Source organism: Mesorhizobium sp. LjNodule214, assembly GCF_964252735.1.
Lineage (GTDB): Bacteria > Pseudomonadota > Alphaproteobacteria > Rhizobiales > Rhizobiaceae > Mesorhizobium.
Genome location: NZ_CAXUPE020000002.1, coordinates 130252 through 154174 on the forward strand (window position 1 = coordinate 130252; position 23923 = coordinate 154174).

Consider the following 23923-nt stretch of genomic DNA (forward strand, 5'->3'; position numbering starts at 1 on the left):
CAGACAATGGGCTTGATGGACAGACACGCAATCATCGAGAAGAACGCCACGCTTCTTCTCGTTGGCTCGCTACTCGTGGTGACGGTCGGCGGTATCGTCGAGATCGCGCCGCTCTTCTACCTCGACAACACGATCGAGAAGGTCGAAGGCATGCGGCCCTATTCGCCGCTCGAGCTCGCAGGCCGCAACATCTATGTGCGCGAAGGCTGTTACCTCTGCCACAGCCAGATGATCAGGCCTTTCCGCGACGAAGTCGAGCGTTACGGCCATTACAGCCTGGCGGCCGAGTCCATGTACGACCACCCCTTCCAATGGGGTTCGAAACGTACCGGCCCCGACCTTGCCCGGGTCGGCGACCGCTACTCCAACGAATGGCACGTCCAGCATCTTGCCGACCCGCGCTCGGTGGTGCCGGAATCGATCATGCCGAGCTATGCCTTCCTGAAGGACGCACAGATCGAGGTGAAGGATTTCTCGACGCACCTGGTTGCGAACGCGCGCGTTGGTGTCCCCTACTCCGATGACATGATCGCCAACGCCAACGCCGATCTGACGGTCCAGGCCGACCCGAACGCCGACACATCCGGCCTGGAGAAACGTTATCCGAAGGCCAAGATCGGTGACTTCGACGGCAATCCGCAGCAGGTCACCGAGATGGATGCGCTGGTCGCATATCTCCAGATGCTCGGCACGCTGGTCGATTTCAAGACCTATGACGAAGCCGCCGGTTACCGCTGAGGAGCATGACCATGGATTACAACCTCATGCGGGAGTTCGCCGACAGCTGGGCCTTGCTCGCCATGGCTCTCTTTTTCGTTGGATGCGTTGCTTTCGCACTTCGTCCCGGCAGCCGCAGGCAAGCCGATGAAGCCGCCCGAATTCCTCTCAAGGACGACTGATCATGAGCAAAGACGATATCGATGACGTCTCGGGCATCTCGACGACCGGCCATGAGTGGGATGGCATCAAGGAACTCAACAACCCGCTTCCCCGCTGGTGGGTGATAACCTTCTACATCACCATCGCCTGGGCGGCCGGCTACACCATCGCCTATCCGGCATGGCCGATGCTGTCTTCCGCGACGAAGGGCGTGCTCGGCTATTCCAGCCGCAACGATGTCAAGAATGAGCTGGCGGCTGCCGAAGCCGCCAAAGGCAAGTATGTCGCCGCCATCCAGGCGAAGACCGTCTCCGAGATTGCTGCTGACGACGCGCTGCGCGAATTCGCGGTCGCGGCCGGCGGTGCCGCGTTCAAGGTCAACTGCGTGCAGTGCCACGGCTCGGGCGCCCAAGGCTCAGCCGGCTTTCCCAACCTCAATGACGACGAATGGCTGTGGGGTGGCAGCGCAGAACAGATCCAGCAGACGATCACGCACGGCATCCGCTTCGCCTCGGATCCCGATACGCGCCAGTCCGAGATGCCTGCCTTTGGCGACATCATCACGCCGGAGCAGGCAACGCAGGTCAGTACCTATGTCGCCAGCCTCTCCGGCCCGGTTCACAATGCAAGTCTGATCGAGCCCGGCGCCAAGGTTTTCGCGGAAAATTGCGTGGCCTGCCATGGCGCCAACGCAAAAGGCAACAAGGAGTTTGGCGCGCCCGACCTGACTGATGCGATCTGGTTCTACGGATCCGGCGAAACAGCGATCGCCGCCCAGGTCCGCGCGCCGAAACACGGCGTGATGCCGGCCTGGATCGGTCGCCTCGGAGAGACCAAGGTCAAGGAGCTGGCTGTCTACGTCCATTCGCTTGGCGGCGGAGAATAGGAGGCGGGGCCTGTTCTCGGCCCGCCCAAGCGACGAGGCCCGGCCAAATGCCGGGCCTCGATTTTTTTCCGACATCTGAAGATTGACCTGCATCAACGCGACGCGACCCGCCCCACGGCAAGAATGCTCACACGGGCAGGATCATCGGTTGCGCGAGTGGAGATAGTCGTGCTGGATCAGACACAAATAGAGCGGTTCGAAGCCGAAGCGGTCAATTCCGCCAGGATCAGGCAGCCGCTCTATGCCCCGCGCAAGAAGATCTTCCCCAAGCGCGCCTCAGGCAGCTTTCGCCGCTTCAAATGGCTGGTGATGGCGATCACGCTGGGCATCTACTACCTGACGCCCTGGTTGCGGTGGGATCGCGGGGCGTTTGCCCCCGACCAGGCTGTGCTGCTCGATCTTGCCAATCGCCGCTTCTACTTCTTCTTCATCGAGATTTGGCCGCAGGAATTCTACTATGTCGCCGGCCTTCTGATGATGGCCGGCATCGGTCTTTTCCTGATCACGTCCACCGTCGGCCGGGCGTGGTGCGGCTATACCTGTCCGCAAACCGTGTGGGTCGACTTGTTTCTCGTGGTAGAGCGGGCGATCGAAGGCGATCGCAACGCCCGCATGAAGCTCGATGCCGGCCCCTGGACGGCGCGCAAACTGGTGCTGCGCGGAACCAAGCACGCCATCTGGGTGGTCATTGCGGTAGCCACCGGCGGCGCCTGGATCTTCTATTTCGCCGACGCGCCGACACTGATCGGCCAGGTCGTCACCGGCACCGCCGCGCCGGTCGCCTACGTGACCATCAGCGTGCTGACGGCGACCACCTACACATTCGGCGGGCTGATGCGCGAGCAGGTCTGCACCTACATGTGCCCTTGGCCGCGCATCCAGGCTGCCATGCTCGACGAGAATTCGCTTACCGTGACCTACAACGACTGGCGCGGCGAGCCTCGTTCGCGTCATGCCAAGAAGGTCCGGGCGGCCGGCCAGCCTGTCGGCGATTGCGTCGACTGCAATGCCTGTGTCGCCGTCTGCCCGATGGGGATCGACATTCGCGATGGCCAGCAGCTCGAATGCATCACCTGCGCTCTCTGCATCGACGCCTGCGACGGCGTCATGGACAAGCTTGGCAAGGAGCGCGGGCTGATCTCCTATGCGACATTGTCCGACTACAACGCCAACATGGCGGTAGCGACCGCGGGCGGTTCCTCCCCGGTGAACCCCTCCCTTGTCAGGACGGATGAAGGCAAGTTTTCTGACAGATTGGCGCATTTCCATATTCGCAAGATTTTCCGCCTGCGCACCTTCATCTATCTGGGCGCCTGGTCGGCGGTCGGGCTCGCGCTGCTCTATTCGCTGCTGACCCGTGAGCGGCTGGAGCTCAACGTCCTGCACGATCGCAACCCGCAATTCGTGACGCTCTCCGATGGCTCGATCCGCAACGGCTACACCGTCAAGCTGCTCAACATGATCCCCGAGCCAAGGATGATCGTCGTCACCTTGCAAGGCCTGCCGGGCGCCGAGATGAGCGCGGTCGGCGTCGATCTTCCTCCCGCACGGTCCTTCGCCACCCTGGCCGATCCCGACCGGTTGAAGACGCTAAAGGTTTTCGTGCGCCAACCGGCGGATCAGATCGAGGGAACAGCGCAGAGCTTCACGTTCCGGATCGAGGACAAGGCAGGGCTCGAGTCCGCCGAATACATAGCCACCTTCAATGCTCCGGAGATCGCCAAATGAGCGCTCATTCGCCGAAATCCCGCGAATTCACCGGCAGGCATATGCTGTTCATCATTCTCGGCTTCTTCGGGGTGGTGATTGGCGTCAACCTGACCATGGCGACGCTGGCCAGCAAGAGCTGGACTGGCCTCGTCGTCGAAAACACCTATGTGGCCAGCCAGCAGTTCAACCGAAAAGCGGAGGAAGGACGTGCGCAAGCGGCACTCGGCTGGACCGGCAAACTGACGATCGCATGGGGCGAGGTCCACTACGGCCTCAGCGATGCCGCAGGCAAGCCCGTTCCCCTGCGCGCCGTGAAGGTTCTGTTTCGTCACCCCGCCTACGAGGCAGAGGACAAGACCGTCACTCTGGCCTCTGTTGCGGGCCAGGAATTTGCCGCGCAACACACGCCGAGAGATGGCGTCTGGATTGTCGAAATCGACGCCGATGCTGGTCTCGCGGAACCCTATCGCGACGTCCGTAGAATCATGATTTCCCATGGAGCGCTGCAATGAGCTGTTGTGCACCGGGCGCTGAAATGGCGCTGGACCTGGAAAGCAGCATATCCGCCCTGCCATCCAGCCAAGAAGTCAGGCTGGCGAGCCGATCGCTTGGCGACGATCTTCGCCAGACCGATCTTTCGGTGCCGACGGTTCATTGCGCTGCCTGCATCCAGACGATCGAGACCGCGCTTGCAAAGCTCGACCGCGTCGAGGGCGCGCGCGTCAACTTGTCGACGAAACGGGTCTCCATCCGGTGGCGCGGCGAGGAGGTTCCATCATTCGTCGCCGCGCTTGGACGGCTGGGCTATGACGCGCATCTGTTCGATCCAGAGGCTGACGGCAAGGACAAGACGCTCTCGGAACTGATCCGCGCCGTCGCCGTTGCCGGCTTTGCCACGGGCAACATCATGCTGCTTTCGGTCTCGGTCTGGTCCGGCGCTGAAGGTGCGACCCGGGACCTTTTCCATTGGGTCTCGGCATTGATCGCCATCCCCGCGCTTGCCTTCGCCGGCGGCATCTATTTCCGCTCTGCCTGGAATGCGCTGCGCCACGGCCGCATGAACATGGACGTGCCGATCGCGGTCGGGGTCTCACTTGCCTATGCCATGAGCCTCTACGAGACGATGACCCACGGCGAGCACGCCTATTTCGACGCATCGGTGTCGCTGCTGTTCTTCCTGCTGATTGGCCGCACGCTGGATCACGTGATGCGCGAGCGGGCACGGACGGCGGTCAATGGACTGGCGCGGCTGGCGGCACGCGGCGCCATGGTGCTGCGCCATGACGGCAGCAACGACTACCTGCCTGTCGAGGAGATCCAACCGGGCATGCAGCTGCTGGTCGCTGCCGGCGAAAGGGTGCCTGTCGACGGCAGGATCATTCGAGGAACGTCGGACCTCGACTGCTCGCTGGTTTCCGGCGAAAGCACGCCGAGAACCGTGGCGTCCGGAGAACAGGTTCAGGCCGGCACGCTCAATCTTACCGGTCCGCTAACCATCGAGGCGACCGCTGCCGCAAAAGAATCCTTCCTGGCGGAAATGGTCCGGCTGATGGAGGCCGCCGAAGGCGGTCGTGCGCACTACCGCCGGATCGCCGACCGCGTCTCGGCGCTCTACGCGCCGGTGGTCCATCTCACCGCCTTCGTGACGTTCCTTGGCTGGATGGCGGCAGCCGGCGACTGGCACCAGGCAGTGACGATCGCCATTGCCGTTCTCATCATCACATGCCCATGTGCGCTCGGCCTCGCCGTGCCGATCGTGCAAGTGGTTGCAGCGCGCCGCCTGTTCGAAGCTGGCGTCATGGTCAAGGACGGATCGGCCATGGAGCGTCTGGCAGCGATCGACATCGCGGTGTTCGACAAGACCGGCACTCTCACGCTCGGCCAGCCCAGGCTGGTCAACGCCTCGTCCATCGATCCGGCGATGCTGGCGATGGCAGCCGACATGGCCGCGCATTCCCGTCACCCGTTCTCAAAGGCCATAGCCGCCTTCGCAGGATTTGCCGGCCAGCCGAAGCTAGACGCCGTCAGCGAGCACCCGGGTCTCGGCATCGAAGCCACGACCGCGGACAGCACATGGCGTCTCGGCCGACGCGGCTGGGCCGGATGGAAAGCTCGGACCGGTGGCGAAGGCAAATATGGCGGCTTTGGCGGGACGGTGCTTTCGCAGAATGGGATGATCGTCGCATCCTTCACGTTCGAGGACGCTACGCGCTCCGATGCCAGGGCGGCGGTCGGGCAATTGAAGGATGCCGGCGTGTCGGTCGAGATGCTGTCTGGTGACATCGCCAATGCCTGCGGCGAAGTTGCCGGGACGTTGGGGATCGAGAGCTTCGTGCCGGCGCTGCTTCCCTCCGGCAAGGTCGAGCGGATCGAAACCCTGACCAAGGCGGGCCACAAGGTTCTGATGGTGGGCGACGGGCTTAACGACACGCCAGCCCTCGGGGCCGCGCACGTCTCGATCGCGCCGGCAACCGCCGCCGATGTCGGACGCAATGCCGCCGATTTCGTCTTCCTGCGCGAAAGCCTCCTGGCGGTGCCCCTCGCCCTCGACATCTCGCGCAATGCCGGGCGGCTGATCCGCCAGAACCTTGCCATTGCGATCGTCTACAATGCCGTTGCCGTGCCGATCGCCATTCTCGGCCATGTCACGCCGCTGATCGCGGCGATCGCGATGTCCGCCTCCTCGCTGCTGGTGATCGCAAATGCGCTGCGGCTGCAGGGGTCTGGGCCGCACGCCCCAGCAAGAAGCGCCGCGCCTGACAGGCGCTCCGACATCGGCGCGCTGGCACGATCCTCATGACGACGCTCGCCTACCTCATTCCTGTGGCCCTGTTCCTCGGCGCGCTTGGGCTGTCCGGGTTCCTTTGGGCGCTGAGGAGCGGTCAATACGAGGATCTCGACGGCGCGGCGGAGCGGATTCTGATCGACCGGGACGACCAGCAAAAGTGACGTCTGGCGTTGTCGAAAGTGATGCAGATCAAGGCACGTCCCTAACAGGACCTCGATAATGGCCCCGATAGATGTCGGAGGAGTCAGGCATGCAAGCCGAAGCCATAATGACCGCACCGGTCATCGGAATTGAACCAACGGCATCGATTTCCGATGCGGCAGGATTGATGCTCTCCAGGAAGATCAGCGGCCTTCCCGTCATTCGCAGCGACGGCACCCTGGTCGGCATTGTCAGCGAGGGCGATTTCCTGTGCCGTGGAGAGCTCGGCACCAGGCGCAAGCGCTCGCGTTGGCTGGAGTTTCTTGTCAGCCCCGGAAGAGCCGCCGAAGAATACGTTCAAGCCAACGGACGGCGTATCGAGGAGGTGATGACGGCGGATGTCGTCACGGCATCCCTTGGCGCATCGCTGCCCGAGATCGTCGAGCTGATGACGCGCCATCACGTCAAACGCATTCCGGTCGTCGACGGTGGCAAGGTTGTCGGCATCGTCACCCGTGCCGATCTTCTACGTGCATTGCTCAATGTCCTGCCGAACGCGGCCCCGACAGTCATTGACGACGATCAGATCCGACAGACCATCCTTGCCGAGCTTGCGAGGCAGAAATGGGCCGGCAAGGACATGATCGACGTGACCGTGGACCAAGGAGTGGTGGAACTGAGCGGTGCGATCTTCGACGAACGCGAGCGCCAGGCAGCCATCGTCGCCGCCGAAAACGTCGCCGGCGTCAGGGCCGTCAAGGATAACCTTTTCTGCGCGGGGCCGCTGTCGGTGGTGCTTGTCTCTTAGTTCAGCACTACAAGAATTTGCGGACTCCGCATCGAGTGACCCCAACATTCGAATTGGAAGAATGTCCGCGTTGAACCTAAGTCGCAGCTACCGCTATTAATGGTCGAAGCAACAACAAGGCGAATGCGATAAGCACCGCGCCCGCGACCCTGTCTGCCATCTCTCTGCTTCCGTTCAACCGCCTACCGAGCAAAAGCCACATCGACCCGGTGGCAGCTGTGGTCACCAAAAGTACAATCCAGAAGAAGCCCAGTTCGTACGGCCTCGCGTCCACCGGCACGATTGCCAGACAATAGATAAAGGCTTTCGGATTGAGGGCAGTAGTTACTATAACAGAAAGGCTATCCCCGTCTTCGGATGCGTCGATCTGGTCGCTGCCTATCAGGCGCAGGCCAAGAATTACGAGCCATAGGGCCGCGACCAGCTCGAGTACCTGGATGGCGCCGGATGGCAGCAAGGGTCGCAGCGAAAACCAGCAGGCTGCCGCGATCCCGTATCCGCAGGCCTGTGAGACCAGGAGTGCAATCGCCTTCTCTCGCTTGGCCGCACCCGCCATCAAAAGAGCATTGGTTGGCCCGGGCGCAATAAAGAGCAGAAATGCTTCTAGAAGAAATAGATTGTCCAAACTGCCTGGTCCCATGGGATGCAAATCTATCGGCATAAGTTCCGTTTGCGTCGACCCGTCAGACGCATCTGTGGTGACCTTTCTAGCGTTGGCCGGCTCCGTGTTGAAGCCGTGCGATCAAGTCGCGGTTGCGGCAGTAATCCGGCGGATCATCGGCATGCTGGTGTTCGTCGAGCCAGGTCGCGCATTCGTCCTGATGGCCGCAGGAGCGGCAGCGGTCCACCGCCCGATTGGTGACGGCTGCATGGTCCGCCACGACCTTCAATTGTCTGTCGACGCCGAGCCTCTGCATCATGCGGCCCATCAAGGCCGTCCTGGCGTCAATCGAAATCAGGTAGTCGAGAAACGTCATGTCGTTCACTCCTGCATTTTGGCAATCATTGCTACGTTGGCGGCAGACGACATTGATCTCGGTCAACAGGATGCTCCGTTGCCGACTCGAGCAGTGGATCTTGCAAGCGGTTGCGTTGTCGGTTGCCGACTTCAGAGCGCGAAAGCAGCGCCATCTTTGACGAAAGCGAGCGCGCCGGATGGGGCTAATTCCTGCCGTCGACTAGAGCGCGCTTGGCTTCGGTGAATGTGGTTCGACGGACCTTAATACGACAGGAAGCGATTGATGCCGTTGTCTTGGATCAGCGTGCGGGTGACGCCGCCGAAAGCCCATTCCCGTAGGCGGCTATGGCCGTAGGCACCGGAGACGATCAGGTCGACATGGATCGAGCGCGCAAACGTCAGCAGCCGGTCGCCATCAGCCTCGCCAGTGAGCAGTTCGGTTCGTGGCATGATGCCATGGTTTTCGAGATAAGCCGCGATGTCGGCGAGGCTGCCGCGGACGCTTTCGTCGCGGTCGTTATCGATGGTGGCGACGATGACCTCGTTGGCCCCGGCCAGGAAAGGCAATGCATCCGCTATCGCCCGTCGCGCCTCCCTGGTGTCTTTCCAGGCCACCAGCACGGTCTTTGCCAAAACACGTTCGACATTGCTTGCGGCAACGAGGACTGGCCGGCCTGTGCCGAGAGCAAGGCTGCCGATATCCACGGCACGGTAGACATTTTCTCCATCCCCACCGCCGGTAACGATGAGGTCGGCGGCTCGGGCGGAAATGCTCAGGAAGCGGGTTGGACTGCTGACCGCTTGGCCCCATTCGCTGCTCACCGATGCCGGAACCAATCGCTCGAATTCGTCCCGCAGTCCGGCAAGCCGCTTTTCGATCTCGGTTCGCTGGATCTGCATGACCTCGCCTTCGTAGACCATACCGTTGCCTGTGGCGACCAGCGGTGGAACGTCTGCGGCTGCCAGGCCGAAAAGGTGGGCGCCGAAGCGCTCGGCCAATTCTACGCCCAACTTCACGATGGGCGCAGGAGCCGCGTCTATGGCAAGGTTCACGATAATTGACTTGTAGGACATTGCACGGCCTTTGGTTGACGCGATGGAATGCCCGATGAATTGCATTCAACGGCGCCCAATGCCTTGATGCGCGTCAAAGAAGCCGCCAATTGCATCCGAAAAACGTCGACCTCGATCCGTTTTGCTTGTGCGGCGAGGAGTGATAATTAGCCTTTGTTGCAGGCGTCCGGACCCAAGGACCTCAGGTGAGCCAGAACGAAGCGCCTATTTTGTCGGCCGGCGGGACGATGCTGAAATCAGTCCTGTCACAAATGTTCGATCAGACCCCGGGCTTCATGGCTCTCATGCGTGGGCCTGACCATGTCTTCGAACTGACCAATGCCGCCTACCAACGGCTGATCGGCGACAGGCGGGTGATTGGAAAATCGGTGCGCGAGGCACTTCCCGAGCTTCAAGGTCAAGGATTCTTCGAGCAGCTGGACCATGTGTACAGGACCGGCGAGCCATACAGGGGCCAAGGCGTGAAGGTCGGCCTTCGCAACAAGGACGACGAGCCGATAGAAGAGCGCATCCTGGATTTCGTCTACCAGCCGATCAAAGCCGACGACGGCCGCGTCAGCGCGATCTTCGTCGAAGGCACGGATGTCAGCGAACTCTCCTTTGCCAATGCCGCGCTTCGGCTTCGTGAGGACCATTTGCGCTCGATCCTGGCAACGGTGCCCGACGCAATGGTCGTCATCGACGAACAAGCCCGCATTCAATCTTTCAGCACGGCTGCCGAGACGTTATTCGGCTACCAGTCCAGTGAAGTCATCTGTCAGAATGTCAGCCTGCTGATGCCGTCACCCTATCGCGACGAGCATGACGCCTACCTGCAGCGCTACCTGACGACCGGAGAGCGCCGCATCATCGGACTCGGTCGCACCGTCACGGGGATGCGCAAGGATGGCTCGACCTTTCCCATGGAGCTTTCCGTCGGCGAGATGCATCCGGGAACCGGGCGCTTCTTTACGGGCTTCTGTCGCGACCTGACCGAACGCCACCGTGCAGAGGCAAGAATACAGGAGCAGCAGCAAGAGCTTCTCCACATGGCGCGGTTTACCGCGCTCGGCGAAATGGCTTCGACCTTGGCGCATGAGATCAACCAGCCGCTGACGGCAATCACGAACTACCTCAAGGGCAGCCGCCGGCTTCTCGAAAGAAGCACGGAAGAGAACGCGCCGATGTTGAGGGAGGCTGTGGAAAAGGCGGCGGAACAGGCCTTGCGGGCAGGAGATGTGATCCGCCACCTTCGCGACTTCGTCGCGAGAGGGGAAAGCGAGCGTCAGGTCGAACGCCTGCCAGCCTTGATCGAAGAAGCCGCGTCACTGGCCCTGGTCGGCGCACGGGAAATAGACGTGCACGTCAGCTACCGGTTTGATCCTGCAGCCGAGCTGGTCCTGACCGACCGCATCCAGATCCAGCAGGTTCTGCTCAACCTGATGCGCAATGCGGTCGAGGCCATGCAAGGTGCCCCACGCCGTGAACTGCACGTCGTGACCGTCGCTCGGGATGACGGGATGGCCGAGGTGAGCGTGATCGATACCGGCACTGGTCTTGCGCCCGAGGTCTCGGCCCAGCTCTTCCAGCCGTTCGTCACCACCAAGAAGCAAGGGATGGGTGTCGGCCTGTCAATTTGCCGTACCATCGTCGAATCACATGGCGGCCACATATGGGCCGAGCCAATGCCGGCCGGAGGAACCGCCTTTCGGTTCACGTTGCGTATCGTTGAGAAGGAAGAAGTCGCCAATGGCCGGCAATGATCTTGTGCATGTGGTCGACGATGACGTCGAGGTTCGCAAGTCGCTTGGTTTTCTTCTGGCGACCGCCGACTTTGCCGTACGCCTGCACGAATCCGCGACAGCCTTTCTTGCCACGGCGACCGACGATATCGACGGCTGCATCGTCACCGATGTGCGCATGCCGGGTATCGACGGCATCGAGTTCCTGCGGCAGCTCAGAGCACGCGGGCACAGGCTTCCGGTCATTGTCATGACGGGCCATGCCGATGTGGCGCTCGCCGTTCAGGCGATGAAGGAAGGAGCCGCGGATTTCATCGAGAAGCCTTTCGACGACGAGATCCTGATCGATGCGATCCGCTCGGCGTTGGATAGTCGGAACCAGGCGAATGCAGCGCACCCACAATCCGCAGAAATCAACGGCCGTCTATCGACGCTGTCAGAGCGGGAGCGGCAGGTGCTGGACGGGCTGGTGTCGGGCCTGCCGAACAAGACGATCGCTTACGATCTCGGAATCAGCCCGCGCACGGTCGAAATTCATCGCGCCAACGTCATGAGCAAGATGAGTGCAAGCAGCCTGTCGCATCTCGTGCGCATGGCACTGATCGTGGAAGCCAAAGCCTAGGGACGGTCGCCAAAGCCGTCGCTGTTGCTGGCCGCAAACCGCTCCGGCGCCCAGTCGCGCCAATGGGTCGGACCGATGTCGATGCGTGCGCCCGTCGCGGCATTCTTCCAGCCCTCCGTCCCTCGCACGCAGGGAAATACGAGCGCATGCTCGCCCTCCTCGTCGAAGACGGCCAGTTCGAGACTGCGACCAAACGGAGCGCTTAGGATTGGCTTCCACATCCCCCTAGGATGCGCAGAGACAGCAAGCGCGCCTTGATCTGAATCATTTTCCGAAATTGCCGGATGCGCGACTATGCGCTTCGCCGCCTGTGAGCCGGAGCGAGAGCACCGGGATTGCCATGATTCAAAGCGGCAGCAACAGCGACACGGGATGGCCGCGAGAAGAAGGACATCGCAGCGATGCTGATCCGCACACTTTCTGCCCTGGAATATACGAGATTGCTGACGGCAAATCGTGTCGGCCGCCTGGCGTGCGCGAAGGACGGGCAGCCCTACGTCGTGCCGTTGTACTATGCGCACGCAGACAACCATCTCTATGCGTTTTCCATGCCCGGCAAGAAGATCGACTGGATGCGAGCCAACCCGCTGGTATCGGTCCAAGTCGATAAGCGAGGCCAAGGCCGAGGTTGGAGGAGCGTTATTGTCGACGGCCGCTACGAAGAACTGCCTGACCGGGTCGGCCACAAGCTTCAGCGCGATCATGCTTGGTCAGTGCTGAGCAAGCATCCCGGCTGGTGGGAGCCTGGCGCCCTCAAGCCAGCCATTCCTCCCAAGGCCGATAGCGAACCCCACGTCTTCTTCCGAATCCTCATCGAGCAGGTGTCGGGCCGGGAAGTGAGCGAGTAAACTGCCTCCTATGGATCCGCTCATCGCCCGGCTGGGACTGGCCTTGGCAATTGGACTGCTCGTCGGACTGGAGCGTGGCTGGCGGGAGCGGGATGCTCCCGACCGCAGCCGCACGGCCGGAATTCGCACTTTCGGCATATCCGGCCTGCTCGGCGGTATTCTCGCTGCCCTGGCGGAAGCGCTTAGCGCGGTGTCGGTGCTGGTGGGAGGATTTGTCGCCTTCGCTGCGATCTTTGCATGGTACAAGGCGCGCGAGGCGGCTCATGACAAGGATTTCAGCGTTACGGCAGTGATCGCCGCGCTCGGCGTTTTCGCACTCGGTGCGCTATCGGTCGCCGGTGACTTTCGGGTTGCAGCTGCCGGAGGGGCTGCACTTGCGGCAGTCCTTGCCAGTCGAGAGATCCTGCACAGGCTCTTGAAGCGACTGACCTGGATCGAACTGCGTTCGGCGCTGATCCTGGCGGTGATGACGGCGATCGTCTTGCCCTTGCTGCCGAACCGGACGATGGATCCCTGGGGCGGCTTCAACCCTTGGGAGGTCTGGTTCCTGACGGTGCTGATGGCATCGATTTCGTTCGCCGGCTACGTTGCCGTCCGCCTTCTCGGAACCACACGCGGTCTGCTTGTCAGCTCGCTCGTTGGTGCAATCGTTTCGTCCACTGCGGTGACAGCAGCGCTTGCCCGCAACGCCACATCGGCGGGCAATGCTCTGCCGCTCGCCGGGGCGGCTTCGCTGGCTGCGATGGTTTCGGTGCTCCGCGTCTGCGCCGTGGTTCTGATCATCGAGCCCGGCGTGTTCATGTCGGTCGGCATCCCGGCGATTGCTGCCGCGCTCGTTTTCGCTGCCTGCGGCGCACTCCTATTGGTCCGTGAACACGGGGATCCGAAAAGCAGTGGATTGGCACGCAACCCATTCGAACTGGGCCCGCTGCTGCTGTTCGCCCTGTTCTTCGCGGTTGTCGCGACCGCAAGCGCAGCATTGGCGGCTCAATTCGGCGGCCGCGGCTTGCTGGCGACCTCAGCACTGGCGGGCACGTTCGATGTTGATGTCTCGGTGCTCGGTGCGTTGCGTCTGGTCAGGCAGTCGGTCCCTGTCGAGACCATTGGTGAGGCGGTGTTGGCAGCGCTGGCGGCAAATGCGATCGGCCGCCTGTCACTGGCGGTATTTGCCGGCCCCATCAGGTTCTGGCTGCCGCTGGCCGGCGCAACTCTGATGGCAGTCGCCGCCGGCTATTTCGCTATGGCGCTGCTGTCTGGCGTCTGAGCCCAGGTTTCTCCACCACGTCCGTGACTTGGCTCTAGGTAGTTTCCCGTAGGGACATAACCGAATTTCGCCGCCTGCGGATTCGGGCGATTGCTGTGGCACGGATTAACCGGGGAACAGCCATGCACGCCTACACGACCTCCCGAATCGCAGCACAGTCACGGACGCCTCAGCCGCACCCGTCGGAGGTATTCCATCCCACGCTGCTGCAGCCGCTCAGCTTCTTTTCCGCCGGTGCGGAAATCTATGCCCAAGGGGAAAAGGCCGGAGCCTTCTACCAGGTCGAGTTTGGCGCCGTGCGCATCTACCGCATGCTTGCCGACGGCCGCCGGCAGATCAGTGCCTTCCACCTGGCCGGAGAGACATTCGGCTTCGAAGCCGGCACGACGCATCATTTCTTCGCCGAAGCGATCAGCGCCACCGGCGTCCGCGTATTCCGTCTTGCTGCCGGGGCTGACATGTCTGGTCAACTGCTGCCGTTGGCGCTCAAAGGCCTGACAAGGGCACAGGAACACCTCCTGGTCCTCGGTCGCCAGAACGCCATCGAGCGCGTCGCGGCGTTCCTGGTCGATATGGCAGAGCGCCAAGGGGGTCTGCGTCAGGTCGAGCTGCCCATGTCGCGTATGGATATCGGCGACTATCTCGGCCTCACCATCGAGACCGTGTCGCGCGTTTTCACCAAGCTGAAGGAAAGAGGCGTCATTCGCCTGCTCAACCTGCGCTGCGTCGAAATCGTCGAACACAAGGCACTTCAAAATATGAGCGAGTGAACCACTTGTTCAGGCTCCCTCACCTTGCAAGAAACCTGGCAGCCAGTCTCCCCGAAAAAGCCCGCCGGCCGGAGCCAGCGGGAGGTCTGAGGTAGCCAGAGTGTGGTATCTGGCAAATTGCAAACGGTCCGCCCTGGCTTTTGTTGCAGGGTTGCTAAAATAGCCCATAGAGCAGAAAACCCCGCCGCTCCATTTGCGAAGCGGCGGGGCCCCCACTCACCCCTGATCGCCGAGCCCCAAGACTCGGCGATGCTAACGCTGCAATTCTGGAGCCAGCGGCAAATGACCCATTGTGGGGCAGGGCCGGCGCCTTCCAGTCCCAGAGCCGCGCCAACTTCCGGCTGGCCCCCATCCTGCGTGGCTGAGGCGTCCCGCACGCCCGGCGACCGCCTGTGCAACTACCGAAGGGTTACCACTTGCGCGAAGTCTTTTCCTCAAAGATGGCGGAACAATCGATCTCATCATGAAACGGAGCATCAGGATCGAGCACTATCCAAGACGCATGAGATCGAAGCTCCCTCAGACGCGCGTTCTTTTCGAGCCGGGCGTGGCGTTCCGCCTCTGTGTGGAATGTAAGAGTAGGCTTTTCACGAAGAGAGCTCATCATACACAGCCCCACCTAACGCCATCGCCTATTGAACGCTAACGCTCTGAATTTCGTTCCCTTTCGCTGCAAGGCAGGCCTTCCTTGGCGATGGATCGATTGCAGCTCAGACCGGGTTAAAGGTCGCAAGGGAGCCCGCCAGCGCGCGATCTTGCCCTGACAGCTGTCGTACGCGGGCAAGTGTGGCACGGTTCTTGCATCAACAGCTTTAGATACGCCGGGCGCGAAGACCTTGTTCCACATCGACACCGGCGTGTGAGGTTGGGACAATGATGTCGCGTAAGCTTCTGTTCGCCCTTCCCGCAGTGTTCTTGGCCACCGCCGTAGCGGTAGCCCTCTGGTCGTCCGTCACCTCATGGGAATTTCTGACTGCGACCCAATCCGGTTCGGTCTTTTGTTCGAGCGGTCCACCACCCGAGACCGTATCGACGTCGGCGTCGCGGACTTTGCCACCATGTCCGCCGGGCGTCACAAGGTCATAGGGAGCGCATCGATGGCCGCGAGACTGTGGATTGCCCAGACAAAAACCGGAAATGAACAGCCTCCTGCAGCGGCGTATTGCAGAGATTGGGTGACGGAACATTGGGCTTTGATCACTCGCTTGGCATCGGCCATTCGCGAATTCGTTGCACCGCGCTACCGGCCGGAGCTCCACTATATGCGCGGCCCCGGTCCGGCCTGGGCGCGCCGCGCGGGCGCGCGCTGAAGGCCGTTCTTCATCCTCCAGTCGGTGCCGTCATTGGCCAACGCCACGTCTTGAGCGGTTCATCGTTTCACGGAAACGCAGAACCGCTCTATTTCTCTGTTTTGACGCTATTCCGGACGGAAAACCGTTTCACACTTTTCCTGGAATTGCTTGGTCAGCGGCGGTCCTACCAGCCTACTCCGCTGGCGCTTCTTCGGGCGGCGGCGTCAAGACTGTGATGTCCATTCTGGCGATCGTCGATGCCGCGCGACCTTGCGCACCAGGATCCGTGTCGCCGGTTTCGGCAACCATCGCCTTGGCGCGATGTCCGACGCTGTCGGCGCTGTTGCCCGGCGCAAATCCTTCACCTGTTTCCGGCTTTCCCGCTTTCAGTTGATTTTCCGGTATATGCCGATGTTGACTTGCAATCGCGGAAACCATTGAGAACCTCCTCTGGTGACGGTTCAATGATATCCGTGCTGGCTGTTGCGAGACTGACCTTGCAAAGAGCCCGCCAAGGCGAACGGCGGCGGATGGCACGGCGACAACCCGCCACCCGTTGCAGCCCTGGCCTGCAGCTTCGCGTCGGTTGCCACCAGCCAGTCAGGGTGTCGGCTGGCCATTTCAGTTTGCTCTCGAGCACTTCCTGAACGGCCAAAGCCTGACCGCCCTAGGAAACAGCGGCAAAGACCACCGTCTGGGAAAGGCCGCCACCCGTCCGGTTCTCCAGGGTGATGGTGCCGCCGTAGCGCTCGATGATTTCCTTGGCGATGGCGAGACCGAGGCCGGCGCCGGGAACGGACTGGCGGCGGCCGGGATCGACGCGAAAGAACGGTTCGAACGCCTTGGCGAGCAGCTCCGGCGGGATGCCGGGGCCGCTGTCGGCAATCGTCAGCACGGCCTGATCGCCGGTGGCGGCCAGCGAAACGCTGCAACCCTTGCCGTGCGTGGCGGCGTTGACGATCAAATTGCGCAAGGCGCGGCGAAGGCCGAGCGAACCTGCCCTGACCGAGACCTTGTCCAAATGATCGGTCGATACCGCATGTCCGAGCGACCGCACTTCGGCGGCAATTTCGCGGACCAGCTTTGCCAGGTCGACCGGCTCGACCGCATCCTGGTTGACCTCCTCGCGCACCAGCCGGATGGCGCTGTCGGCGATGCGGTCGAGCTCGTCGAGGTCGTGAAGCCATTTGTCGCGGTCGTCGTCGAGGAATTCGGCCCGCAGCCGCATCCGCGTCATCGGTGTTCTGAGATCATGCCCGGCGGCGGCGACTAGGCGCATGCGGCTCTCCATCGCCGTCTTCAGCCTGGCGGAGAGCTGGTTTAGCGCATGCGCCGTTGCCCTGACCTCGGCCGACCCTTCCTCAGGCACCGTCGCCAGCACACCGTCCGAGCCGATCTTGCTGACGGCGGTCTCCAGCATCTCCAGCGGCCGCACCAGCACGGCGGTGAAATAGACCGACACCGCGGTGGCGCCGAGCACGATCAGCGTGATCCAGCCCGAGAGCACGAACCAGGCATCTCGCGGCGGCCCGAAATCGGGGGCGTCGACGATCATCCATCGGTTCTCGGGCAAGGCGACGGAGGCGACCATGCCGGGCCCGCCTATGTTGCGGGTTACAACCGCGGACGCATTGACGCCGATCTCTTGCAGGATGTGGTTGAGCACATGCGTGTGCCTTTGGTCTTCGACGCCATCGGCGGGATGATCGCTCACATTGACCGGCGCGTCGCCGGCGCCCGGCACGTGGCCCGGGACCAGTTGCACCATCAACTGGATCTGTCGGGCGACCGGACCCATGCTCAACTCGGGGGACGGCCCGCCAAGCACTTTGATGGCGACGATCGTTGCAAGGCCGACGACGCCGACGATCGAAACGACCAAGAGGATGATCAGGCGTCGGCGCAGCGACTTCATGCCTCGGCCTCCGCAGTCTCGACGCGCGCGGTGAGCTGGTAGCCGCCATTGCGCACGGTCTTGAACAGAGGTCCTTCGCCCGTATCGCCGAACTTGCGGCGCAGCCGGCTCATCAGCACGTCGACGGAACGGTCGAGCGGATCGCGCTCGCGGCCTTGCGTCAGGTCGAGAAGCTGGTCGCGCGACAAGAGCCGGCCGGGGCGGTCGAGGAAGACCTGCAGCAGGTCGAACTCGGCGCCAGTAAGATCGACAAGCCCGCCTTCGGCATCCGTCACCTTGCGCGTATCCGGTTCCAGCCTGTAGCCGGCGAACTGGTAGACGCGCACGCGCGGCGGGGCGGCCTCTTCCGGCGTCGAGCGCCGCAGCACGGCGCGGATGCGGGCGGTGAGCTCGCGCGGATTGAACGGCTTGCCGAGATAGTCGTCGGCGCCAAGCTCCAGCCCAATGATGCGGTCGACGTCTTCCTTCAGCGCCGTCAGCAGGATCACCGGAATATGCGGTTTTCGGTCGCGCAAGGCGCGGCAGATATCGAGCCCCGAGCCGTCGGGCAGCATGACATCAAGCACGATCAGGTCGAACTGGCCTGTGCCGAGCTTCTGCTCGCATTCGCGCCGGTCGGCCGCCACCGAGACGCGAAAGCCCTGCCCGTCGAGATAGCGCCCGAGAAGCGTCCTGATCTCGCGGTCGTCGTCGACGACAAGGATACGGGATTGTGCCTGCATTCTTGGCCCGGTTGCCTGTTCGCTTTTGATTATAGGGAGAGCCGCAGGCGAACGGCATGGAAAATTGCAACCGAATGTTTCCGGCAGGCGAACAGAAACATTCGGAAACAAATCTCCCTTTTGTGGAAACCTTCGGCAACGCGCCGAAGCAAAGCGGCAAAAGACGCCTCCTATCCTCCAGCCATCCGAAGCATGTGGGAAAGGAAAAACATCATGCGAAGCAGACTTTTTGCCCTCGGCCTCTTCTCTGTCGCGGCCATTCATCCGGCGCTGGCGCAGCAGGCCGACCCTGGCGCCCCCTCCAGCGACGAACCGCCAATGGTGGCCATGCAGGACAGCCCGGACCAGCCCCCGATGCCCCGACCCGGTCCGCACGGGCCGATGCGGCACGGGCCGGAAGGTTTTGGCCCGCAGCGCTTCCGCGCGCAGCGCATGGGACCGCCGCCGGAATTCATGCTGGCAGCTAGGCTTTCAGCGCTCGAAACCAAGGTTGGCATTCGGACCGAGCAACTCGACGCCTGGCGCGACTACACCGGCGCGCTGCAGGAGACGCTGACCCCACCGCGGCCCGATCATGGCCCGGGCGGCTCCGGTGGACGCGGCGCCGACGCCGGAAAGCCCGACCCCGATGGCAGCGCGGCCCAGGCACCGCGCGATCCCTTCGCCCATCAGGAAAGGCTCGCCGACGACATCAGCAAACGCGCGGTCGCAGCCGGCAAGCTGAAGGATGCGATCACAGCACTCCGCACCAGGCTGACGCCCGAACAGCTCGAAATCCTCGCTTCGGCGGAACGGCCGCACGGACCACCCCCCGGTCCTTGGGGCGGCCCGCCGGACGACGCAGCCGGCCCCGGAGGTCTCCCTGGCCATGGCAGACAGCTCCCGCCGCCCCGCGATGGCGAGCAACTCTGACCGGCTGCGCCGGCCGGCCCGTTGACCCACCCGTTCTCGGGCCGGCCGGGTTCTTTCTCCCAAAATGGCGGCCGGTTCGCCCGGCCGCCATCGAACCACGAAAGCACGAAAATGTGGGAAGCGCTGATGATGCTGCGGCTGATCGCGTCGATGGGTCCGCCGTCCCTGCCGATCGGTCCGGTCCTGCCGACCAGTCATGGCACCCGCGCCACGCCACCGGCCCTGCCTGCGGACACGCTGACGGGCGCGATCCGGCTGAGTTTCGCCGCCTACCGCCTGTCGCTTCCGATTTCCACACGTTTGAGCACTAAAGATCATGACCAGAAAATTGCGTAAGAGCCATCTTCTCCTTGTAGCCGTGCTGGTCGCAGCCGGCGTTGTCGCGGTGCTCAACGCTTATGGCCGCGGCACGGCCGAACCAGCTGCGCAAACGGCCGCGCCGGTTCAGGCTGCCACGCTGACCGTTTCCACCGAGACGGTCCGTTCCGACGCCATCACGTCCTCCGTCAGCGCCACCGGCACGGTCGCTGCATGGCAGGAAGCAACGATCGGTGCAGAAGAGAGCGGGTTGCGCCTGACCGAAATCCTGGTGGCCGAGGGCGACCACGTCAAGACGGGCGATGTCGTCGCGCGCCTCGACGCCTCGCTGCTCAAGGCCCAACTCGCCGAGCAGAAGGCCGCGGTCGCGCAAGCCCAGGCGACGCTGACCTCGGCGATCTCCTCCGCTGCGCGCGCCGACAAGTTGCTGGCCAGCAACGCCGTCAGCGCCGAGACGGCGGAAGAGAAAGCAACCGCCGTCAAGACCGGCCAGGCGCAGGTCGAACAGGCCGCGGCCGCTGCAGAGAGATTGCAAGCCGAACTCGACCGGACGACCATCCGTGCCCCCTTCGACGGCATCATCTCCAGCAAGCCTGCCGTCGCCGGCTCGATCGTTCAGGCCGGCACCGAACTGATGAAGATCATCCGCGACGGCAGGCTGGAGGTCGGCGTCCTCGTCCCAGAGAAGGATCTGGCGGCGATCTCGGCTGGCCAGACCGCTAGCGTCACCGACGCCTCCGGCCGCAGCTTTGCCGGCAGCGTTTCCTCGATTGCTCAGACGGTCAATTCGACCACGCGGCTCGCCACCGTCTATGTCGGCCTCGGCGAAGGGTCGGGCCTCAAGCCCGGCATGTTCGCACGCGTGTCGATAGCGACCGCTGCTTCGCAACAGCTCAGCGTCGCCGAAGCAGCCCTTGTCTGGCATGACGGCAAGCCGGCGGTCTTCGTCGTCGATGGTGCTGGCAAGGTCAGCGCGCGCGCCGTCGCAACCGGCGCACGCCAGAGCGGCCGGGTCGCGATCGAAAGCGGCCTGTCGGAAGGCGATCGTGTCGTCGTCGCCGGCGCCGGCTTCCTCAGCGACGGCAATCTGGTTCGCGTCGCCTCCGCCGAGGCCAACGCCGGCGCTGCCGCGCCTTCGACGGAGAGCGCACGATGAACGCCATTTCCTCCTGGTCGATCCGCAACCCGGTTCCGACCATCGTGCTGTTCCTGTCGCTGACGATTGCCGGCCTCTACGGCTTCATGCAGCTGCGCACCAACAACATGCCCGACATCGACCTGCCGACGGTCACCGTGACGGTGGCGCAGCCGGGTGCCGCGCCGAGCGAGATGGAGGTGCAGGTCGCGCGCGTGGTCGAGAATGCCGTGGCGACGCTCGAAGGTGTCGACGACGTCTCGACCTCGATCAGCGAGGGTTCTTCCGTTACCACGGTCGAGTTCACCCTGGGCACCGATCCCGAGACCGCCACCAACGACGTCCGCAACGCCGTATCCGAAGTGCAGTCCAGCCTGCCGGCCGCGGCCCAGACACCGGTGGTGGCCAAGGTCAACGCGACTGGCAATTCGGTGCTGACCTATGTGGTTGAGGCGCCGACCATGTCGCCCGACGCTTTGAGCTGGTACATCGACAACGACGTCGCCAAGGCCTTGCTCGGCGTAGACGGCGTCTCCAAGATCACCCGTTCCGGCGGCGTCGACCGGGTCATCCGCGTCGAACTCGATCCCGACCGCCTGGCGGCGCTCGGCATCAGCACTGGCGATGTCAGCCAGACGCTCGCCTCCAACAACGTCAACCAGCCGGGCGGCCGCACCGCAATCGGCGGCCAGGAACAGTCCGTGCGCACGCTGGCCAGCGCCACGAGCGTCGAGGCGCTGGCCGACACCCGCATCGCGCTTTCAGGCGCCGGCGATGTCAAGCTCTCCGATCTCGGCACCGTGGTCGACAGCTGGGAAAAGCCGCGCCAGGCCGCCTATCTCGACGGCAGGCAGGTCGTTGCGTTCAACGTCTACAGGTCGGTCGGATCGAGCGAGATCGATGTCGTCAAGGCCGCGCGCGCCACGATCGCCGAAATGGGCGCCAAGACCACCACGGCGAAATTCACCGAGGTCACCTCCTCGTCCGGCTTCGTGCAGGAAAGCTACGATGCAGCGCTCGAAGCGCTGTGGATGGGCGCCCTGCTCGCGGTCGGCGTCGTCTGGCTGTTCCTGCGTGACATCAGAGCGACGCTGGTGTCGGCTGTCGCCATGCCGCTGTCGCTGATCCCGACCTTCGCCGTAATGGCAGCCTTCGACATCTCGCTCAGCAACATCACTCTGCTTGCCCTGTCGCTGGTGGTCGGCATCCTTGTCGACGACGCCATCGTCGAGATCGAGAACATCGTGCGCCATATGCGCCAGACCGGCGCCAGCGCCTACCAGGCGGCTATTGAGGCGGCCGACGAGATCGGGCTTGCCGTGGTGGCGACCACCGCGACCATCGTCGCCGTGTTCCTGCCGGTGGCCTTCATGCCCGGCATTCCCGGCAAATTCTTCCTGAGCTTCGCCATCGCCGTCTGCGTCTCGGTGCTGTTCTCGCTGCTGGTGGCGCGTATGCTCACCCCGCTGATGGGCGCCTATCTGGTGCGTGCCGGCGGCCACAGCGAGGAGGATACGCCAGCCTGGGTGCCGACTTATCTCTGGCTGCTGCGCAAGGCGCTGAACCACCGCTGGATCACGCTGTTCGCCGGCATTGCCTCCTTCGCCGGCTCGATGGCGTTGGCGACGAAACTGCCGACCGAATTCATGGCGGCGGCCGATCGCGGCCGCTCGATGATCTCCGTCGAACTGCAGCCGGGCTCGACGATCGAACAGACGACGGCCGTGGTGCAAAGCATCACCAAGCGCCTCAAGGAAGAGCCGGCGGTCGACAGCGTCTTTGCCACCATCGGCACGGCGGCCAGCTCGGGCGGCGGGCCGAACCAGGGCTCGAGCTCGGCCGAAGTGCGCACCGCCACCGTCACCGTCAATCTCAAGCCGCGCACTGAGCGCACAGTCAGCCAGCAGGAATTCGAGGCCGAAGCTTCGCCCAAGCTCAACGACATTGCGGGCGCCCGCATCCAGTTCGGCGCCGACGGCTTTTCCGGTGCCAAAGTGTCGATCACTCTGGTCGGCGACGATGGCACAGCACTTGAGAAGGCGAGCGATGCGCTGGTCGATCAGATGAAGTCGGTTTCTGGCCTGATCAACCCGACCTCGACCGCCGCCACGACCAAACCGGAACTCATCGTGCGTCCCGACAGCGCCAAGGCGGCTGAACTTGGCATCACGCCGACCGAGATCGCCGCGACGGTCAAGATCGCCACCATCGGCGATACCGACACCAGCCTGGCGAAATTCAATCTCGGCGACCGCCAGGTGTCGATCGTCGTCACCCTGCCGGACGGCGCCATCGACGATCCGGCCAAGCTCGCAGTGCTGCCGCTGACCGGCAGCAAGGGCACTGTGCCGCTGGGCGCCGTCGCCGACATCGGCTTCAACGCCGGCCCGAACAGCATCACGCGGGTCGACCGCAGCCGCAGCGCGACCATCGAGGCGGATCTTTCCGGCTTGACCCTCGGCCAGGCGACCACGGCCATCCGCGCCTTGCCGGTCATGCAGGACCTGCCGGACGGCGTGCACGAACTGGCGCGCGGCGACGCCGCCCGCATGCAGGAGCTGTTCTCGGGCTTCGCCACCGCCATCGCCGCCGGCATCCTGCTGATGTACCTGACGCTTGTTCTTCTGTTCCGCAGCTTCGTGCAGCCGGTGACCATCCTGGTCGCGCTGCCGCTGTCCGTCGGCGGCGCGCTCGGTTTCCTGTTGATCACCGGCAAGGCGCTTGGCATGTCACCACTGATCGGCCTGCTGATGCTGATGGGCATTGCAGCCAAGAACTCGATCCTGCTTGTCGAATACGCGCTGCTCGCCGAGAAGGAGCGCGGCCTCAGCCGCTTCGAGGCGTTGCTTGACGCCGCCCGCAAGCGCGCCCGGCCGATCGTCATGACCTCGATCGCCATGGGCGCCGGCATGCTGCCGATCGCGTTCGGCATCGGCGCCGACGCCGAGACACGCGCGCCGATGGCCATCGCCGTGGTTGGTGGCCTGCTGTCCTCGACCGTCCTCAGCCTCGTCTACGTGCCGGTGGTCTACACCTTCATGGACGACATCCAGCGCTTCCTCGCCCGCCATCTCGGCAAGCTGCTGGTCGAACGATCCGCCGCCAACGGGCAAGCGGCGGACGCCTCGAGCTGACTGAACATCAATCAAGGCAGCCTGCC

Annotated in this window: 24 protein-coding genes; 17 read left to right on the forward strand and 7 right to left on the reverse strand. The window is 63.3% G+C overall.

The features are described from left to right. Positions 1-6: 6 nt before the first annotated feature. From ccoO to ACSQ3Z_RS14505, 8 genes are all read left to right on the forward strand, one after another. A complete protein-coding gene (gene ccoO, locus ACSQ3Z_RS14470; RefSeq protein WP_436172032.1) occupies positions 7-738 on the forward strand; it encodes a cytochrome-c oxidase, cbb3-type subunit II in 732 nt (243 codons plus the stop codon). Between the two features lie 11 nt (positions 739-749). Beyond that, the gene (locus ACSQ3Z_RS14475) at positions 750-899 is read left to right on the forward strand and encodes a cbb3-type cytochrome c oxidase subunit 3 (RefSeq protein ID WP_258122841.1); all 150 of its coding nucleotides are present in this window, start codon (positions 750-752) and stop codon (positions 897-899) included. A 2-nt stretch (positions 900-901) separates the two neighbouring features. Next, positions 902-1765, forward strand: a complete 864-nt coding sequence (ccoP, locus tag ACSQ3Z_RS14480) for a cytochrome-c oxidase, cbb3-type subunit III (protein ID WP_436172033.1) — start codon at positions 902-904, stop codon at positions 1763-1765. Positions 1766-1933: 168 nt separating this feature from the next. Then, positions 1934-3493: a cytochrome c oxidase accessory protein CcoG gene (gene ccoG, locus ACSQ3Z_RS14485; protein WP_436172034.1), complete on the forward strand. Its 1560-nt coding sequence runs from the start codon at positions 1934-1936 to the stop codon at positions 3491-3493. Then, positions 3490-3987: a FixH family protein gene (locus tag ACSQ3Z_RS14490; RefSeq protein ID WP_436172035.1), complete on the forward strand. Its 498-nt coding sequence runs from the start codon at positions 3490-3492 to the stop codon at positions 3985-3987. The genes ccoG and ACSQ3Z_RS14490 overlap by 4 nt, the downstream gene beginning before the upstream one ends. Continuing rightward, the gene (locus ACSQ3Z_RS14495) at positions 3984-6275 is read left to right on the forward strand and encodes a cation-translocating P-type ATPase (protein WP_436172036.1); all 2292 of its coding nucleotides are present in this window, start codon (positions 3984-3986) and stop codon (positions 6273-6275) included. The genes ACSQ3Z_RS14490 and ACSQ3Z_RS14495 overlap by 4 nt, the downstream gene beginning before the upstream one ends. Further along, positions 6272-6424 carry a cbb3-type cytochrome oxidase assembly protein CcoS gene (ccoS, locus tag ACSQ3Z_RS14500; protein ID WP_436172037.1) on the forward strand — a complete coding sequence of 51 codons (153 nt, stop codon included), beginning with the start codon at positions 6272-6274 and terminating at the stop codon, positions 6422-6424. The genes ACSQ3Z_RS14495 and ccoS overlap by 4 nt, the downstream gene beginning before the upstream one ends. A gap of 89 nt (positions 6425-6513) precedes the next feature. Beyond that, a complete protein-coding gene (locus ACSQ3Z_RS14505) occupies positions 6514-7212 on the forward strand; it encodes a CBS domain-containing protein (RefSeq protein WP_436172038.1) in 699 nt (232 codons plus the stop codon). Positions 7213-7288: 76 nt separating this feature from the next. Here the strand turns inward: ACSQ3Z_RS14505 and ACSQ3Z_RS14510 are convergent, their stop codons facing one another. From ACSQ3Z_RS14510 to ACSQ3Z_RS14520, 3 genes are all read right to left on the reverse strand, one after another. Next, positions 7289-7837 carry a hypothetical protein gene (locus tag ACSQ3Z_RS14510; protein WP_436172039.1) on the reverse strand — a complete coding sequence of 183 codons (549 nt, stop codon included), beginning with the start codon at positions 7835-7837 and terminating at the stop codon, positions 7289-7291. Positions 7838-7919: 82 nt separating this feature from the next. After that, positions 7920-8255 carry a DUF6455 family protein gene (locus ACSQ3Z_RS14515; RefSeq protein WP_436172040.1) on the reverse strand — a complete coding sequence of 112 codons (336 nt, stop codon included), beginning with the start codon at positions 8253-8255 and terminating at the stop codon, positions 7920-7922. A gap of 176 nt (positions 8256-8431) precedes the next feature. Continuing rightward, positions 8432-9244 (reverse strand): universal stress protein, encoded by an 813-nt coding sequence (locus ACSQ3Z_RS14520; RefSeq protein WP_436172041.1) that lies wholly within the window; start codon positions 9242-9244, stop codon positions 8432-8434. A 227-nt stretch (positions 9245-9471) separates the two neighbouring features. Here ACSQ3Z_RS14520 and ACSQ3Z_RS14525 point away from each other — a divergent pair, with 227 nt between their 5' ends. Both ACSQ3Z_RS14525 and fixJ read left to right on the forward strand, forming a co-directional pair. Further along, positions 9472-10986: a PAS domain S-box protein gene (locus tag ACSQ3Z_RS14525; RefSeq protein WP_436173909.1), complete on the forward strand. Its 1515-nt coding sequence runs from the start codon at positions 9472-9474 to the stop codon at positions 10984-10986. Next, positions 10973-11587, forward strand: coding sequence for a response regulator FixJ (fixJ, locus tag ACSQ3Z_RS14530; RefSeq protein ID WP_436172042.1), 615 nt, complete (start codon positions 10973-10975; stop codon positions 11585-11587). Before ACSQ3Z_RS14525 ends, fixJ begins: the two co-directional genes overlap by 14 nt. On the opposite strand, the gene ACSQ3Z_RS14535 is transcribed toward fixJ, so the two are convergent. Beyond that, complete coding sequence (locus ACSQ3Z_RS14535) at positions 11584-11808, reverse strand: hypothetical protein (protein ID WP_436172043.1); 225 nt, start codon at positions 11806-11808, stop codon at positions 11584-11586. The two genes, fixJ and ACSQ3Z_RS14535, sit on opposite strands and share 4 nt — an antisense overlap. Positions 11809-11988: 180 nt before the next feature. Here ACSQ3Z_RS14535 and ACSQ3Z_RS14540 point away from each other — a divergent pair, with 180 nt between their 5' ends. From ACSQ3Z_RS14540 to ACSQ3Z_RS14550, 3 genes are all read left to right on the forward strand, one after another. Further along, positions 11989-12435 carry a pyridoxamine 5'-phosphate oxidase family protein gene (locus tag ACSQ3Z_RS14540; RefSeq protein WP_436172044.1) on the forward strand — a complete coding sequence of 149 codons (447 nt, stop codon included), beginning with the start codon at positions 11989-11991 and terminating at the stop codon, positions 12433-12435. Between the two features lie 10 nt (positions 12436-12445). Continuing rightward, positions 12446-13699, forward strand: a complete 1254-nt coding sequence (locus tag ACSQ3Z_RS14545; RefSeq protein ID WP_436172045.1) for an MgtC/SapB family protein — start codon at positions 12446-12448, stop codon at positions 13697-13699. Between the two features lie 122 nt (positions 13700-13821). Continuing rightward, positions 13822-14469, forward strand: coding sequence for a helix-turn-helix domain-containing protein (locus tag ACSQ3Z_RS14550; protein WP_436172046.1), 648 nt, complete (start codon positions 13822-13824; stop codon positions 14467-14469). A 1484-nt stretch (positions 14470-15953) separates the two neighbouring features. Here the strand turns inward: ACSQ3Z_RS14550 and ACSQ3Z_RS14555 are convergent. The 3 genes from ACSQ3Z_RS14555 to ACSQ3Z_RS14565 form a co-directional block, all read right to left on the reverse strand. Beyond that, complete coding sequence (locus ACSQ3Z_RS14555; RefSeq protein ID WP_436172047.1) at positions 15954-16199, reverse strand: hypothetical protein; 246 nt, start codon at positions 16197-16199, stop codon at positions 15954-15956. 229 nt (positions 16200-16428) lie between these two features. Then, the gene (locus ACSQ3Z_RS14560; protein ID WP_436172048.1) at positions 16429-17676 is read right to left on the reverse strand and encodes an ATP-binding protein; all 1248 of its coding nucleotides are present in this window, start codon (positions 17674-17676) and stop codon (positions 16429-16431) included. Then, positions 17673-18398, reverse strand: coding sequence for a response regulator (locus tag ACSQ3Z_RS14565; RefSeq protein WP_436172049.1), 726 nt, complete (start codon positions 18396-18398; stop codon positions 17673-17675). Before ACSQ3Z_RS14565 ends, ACSQ3Z_RS14560 begins: the two co-directional genes overlap by 4 nt. Before the next feature lie 213 nt (positions 18399-18611). Here ACSQ3Z_RS14565 and ACSQ3Z_RS14570 point away from each other — a divergent pair, with 213 nt between their 5' ends. From ACSQ3Z_RS14570 to ACSQ3Z_RS14585, 4 genes are all read left to right on the forward strand, one after another. Beyond that, complete coding sequence (locus tag ACSQ3Z_RS14570; protein ID WP_436172050.1) at positions 18612-19310, forward strand: hypothetical protein; 699 nt, start codon at positions 18612-18614, stop codon at positions 19308-19310. A 111-nt stretch (positions 19311-19421) separates the two neighbouring features. Further along, complete coding sequence (locus ACSQ3Z_RS14575) at positions 19422-19646, forward strand: hypothetical protein (protein ID WP_436172051.1); 225 nt, start codon at positions 19422-19424, stop codon at positions 19644-19646. After that, complete coding sequence (locus ACSQ3Z_RS14580) at positions 19627-20784, forward strand: efflux RND transporter periplasmic adaptor subunit (RefSeq protein WP_436172052.1); 1158 nt, start codon at positions 19627-19629, stop codon at positions 20782-20784. The genes ACSQ3Z_RS14575 and ACSQ3Z_RS14580 overlap by 20 nt, the downstream gene beginning before the upstream one ends. Continuing rightward, positions 20781-23897 carry an efflux RND transporter permease subunit gene (locus ACSQ3Z_RS14585; RefSeq protein WP_436172053.1) on the forward strand — a complete coding sequence of 1039 codons (3117 nt, stop codon included), beginning with the start codon at positions 20781-20783 and terminating at the stop codon, positions 23895-23897. Before ACSQ3Z_RS14580 ends, ACSQ3Z_RS14585 begins: the two co-directional genes overlap by 4 nt. Positions 23898-23923 lie beyond the last annotated feature (26 nt).